Origin of the sequence: Micromonospora sp. NPDC049580 (genome assembly GCF_040675595.1) — a bacterium.
Classification (GTDB): Bacteria; Actinomycetota; Actinomycetes; order Mycobacteriales; family Micromonosporaceae; genus Micromonospora.
On record NZ_JBFAPG010000694.1, the window covers coordinates 1 to 2,325 of the forward strand.

Below are 2,325 nucleotides of genomic sequence, written 5' to 3' on the forward strand. Positions count from 1 at the left end.
ACGGGCGCGGGCCACGGCCGGGTGACCGGTCAGCGGCCGCAGGCCAGCGTCATCCCGTCGGGGACCGCGCTGGTGGTCACGAGCACGCCGAACGTCGTCGCGCCGCCCGGCGCGAGTGTCCCGTTGTAGGAGGCGTTGCGAACCGTGACGTCGGCGCCGACCGTCTCGACGACCCCGCCCCAGACCGTCTGGATACGCTCGTCGCCGGCCCACCGCCAGGAGACGCTCCACCGGTCCAGCGCCTGCGTCCCGGTGCTGCGCACCGTCACCGTGGCGACGAAGCCGGTGCCCCAGCGGGAGTCGATGGTGGCCGTCGCCCGGCACGCCGTCAGCGGAGCGGTCCGGGCCGGTCCGACCAGGTACGGGTCCCGACGGCCCTCGGCGTCGCTGAACCGGTACCAGTACTCGGTGTCGGGCGTCAGCTGGCCGATGGTCACGACCCCGTTGCGCTCGGGCCCGGTGACGGCCTGCGCCACCGGAGCCTGCCACTGTTGGGCATCCTCCCGGCTGGCGAAGAGTCGGACGGTCATCGGCGGGTCGTAACCGCAGGGCGGGCGGAACAGGATCGAGTACGACAACGTCACGCTGGTGGTGGTCACCGCGGTCACCGAGGCGCTGATCGGGATGGCCGGCGGGCAGGTCGGGGTCGGTGACGGCGACAGGGTGGGTGTGGGCGTGACCGCCGGCGCCGGCGCTGCCTCGGCGGAGCCGGTCGTGCCGGCCCAGCCGGCCAGCGCCATGGTCGTGACTGCCAGGACGATGCGGAGCATCGGTACCTCCGGGGAAACCGTCGCCGTCGCGGTCGCGGATGGGCGACCGACCGTACGGGGCCGGACGTACGGCGGCCGCCCGACGGCGATCGGCATGCGGCCGCTGACGAGGACTGCCCGGCGCGGGGGGTGTGGCCACCTCGCGCGTCCCCGGATCCGGAGAAGAACGGGCGCGCTGGCTCCCGAGCGCGACCGACCCCCAGCATCGCATTCGATGGGCATCAATACAATCTGGCCAACCGGTGAGCGGCGGCGGCACCGGGTCGTCGGACGCGAGCCCGTCGAGAAGCGGCTGCCTGCTCCTCGCCGCAGGGACACGTGCCGGACCCCTCCGCCGACGATCATCCATCGTGGCCTGTCAATTCGATGCGGGAGCACACCATGCGCGACAGAAGCAGCACGAACCGGCGAACCCGGGTGGCGAGGGCACTGACCGCGACGGCCGCCGCGGCGGCGCTGACCGTCGCGCCACTCACGGCGCCGGCACCCGCCACCGCCGCCGTCAGCCGGGCCGAGTTGGCCCTGCGCTGGGCGCCCGTCCACTACCAGGACGTCGACGCCACCGGTGCCCACGCCCTGGGCGGCCAGTCCGACTATGTCACCGCCGTGGACTTCGACGGCGACCTCAACGGGCGCAACAACTGGGACCGCGCCGGCCAGTCCGGCACCTCGCTCGCGGCGCACGCGTACTACTCCGTCGTGGAGACGAGCACGCACTGGTACATCACGTACCTGTTCTTCCACCCTCGGGACTGGACCGATCACCCGTTCTTCGAGACCGAACACGAGAACGACGGCGAGGGAGCCCTCTTCGCGATCGAGCGCGACGGCTCCCCGTACGGCGTCCTGCGCGGCGCGGTCACGGTCGCGCACAGCGACTTCTACTCGTACACGCCGGCCGGCAGCACCTGGACCAGCGGCCGGGAGAGCGTCGACGGCACCCTGCAGTTCCAGACCTCACCGCACGACTCCTTCACGCACCCGGTGACCGCCCAGGAGGCGCAGGGGCACGGCCTGAAGGCATATCCGCAGTACGCCATCAACGGCGACGGCCTGGTCTACTACCCGTCCACGGTCGCCGAGACGCCGAGCAGCGGCAACGACCGCGACGTGCGGTACCAGCTCGTCGACATCTTCGCCGCCGGAGGGCTGTGGGCGCAGCGGACCAACGCGAACCTGTTCGCCAGCCTGGGCACGTTCGCCGGCGACACCTCCGGCGACTGCGGCTCCGGCACCTGGAGCTGCTCGGCGAACTCCGCGAACGCCCCCTGGGGCTGGGACGACGGCAACGACGTGCCCGCCCGCGGCGAGCTGGCCAGCGACCCGGCGAAGCTGTCCGCCGAGTACTTCACGGTCCCGGCCGGGCTGGCGCGCAGCTACAGCTACAACCCGTACGCCGGCGCCGCCGCGGCGCTGGCCGAGGCGGCCAGGACGGCAGCGCCGACCGTCGACTGACCGGCGGCCGAGGTGGGGGGGGGGGCCCGGGCCGGGGGGGCGCGGCCCCCGGGCACCGCGCCCGCCCCGGCGGGGGGGGCGCCCCCCCCCCGGGGCGGCC

The 2,325-nt window shown here is 73.9% G+C and carries 2 protein-coding genes; one reads left to right on the forward strand and one right to left on the reverse strand.

Going from position 1 to position 2,325, the window contains the following annotated elements; all coding sequences use genetic code 11:
* Positions 1-29 precede the first annotated feature (29 nt).
* Complete coding sequence (locus AB0J68_RS31075; RefSeq protein ID WP_354863358.1) at positions 30-770, reverse strand: cellulose binding domain-containing protein; 741 nt, start codon at positions 768-770, stop codon at positions 30-32.
* Between the two features lie 381 nt (positions 771-1,151).
* Between AB0J68_RS31075 and AB0J68_RS31080 the strand changes: the two genes are divergently transcribed.
* The gene (locus AB0J68_RS31080; protein WP_363942323.1) at positions 1,152-2,225 is read left to right on the forward strand and encodes a hypothetical protein; all 1,074 of its coding nucleotides are present in this window, start codon (positions 1,152-1,154) and stop codon (positions 2,223-2,225) included.
* Positions 2,226-2,325 lie beyond the last annotated feature (100 nt).

Excerpts from the sequence above, each read along its gene's own strand:
- AB0J68_RS31075 (WP_354863358.1), bottom strand. The coding sequence starts at position 770 with ATGCTCCGCATCGTCCTGGCAGTCACGACCATGGCGCTGGCCGGCTGG.
- AB0J68_RS31080 (WP_363942323.1), top strand. The coding sequence starts at position 1,152 with ATGCGCGACAGAAGCAGCACGAACCGGCGAACCCGGGTGGCGAGGGCA.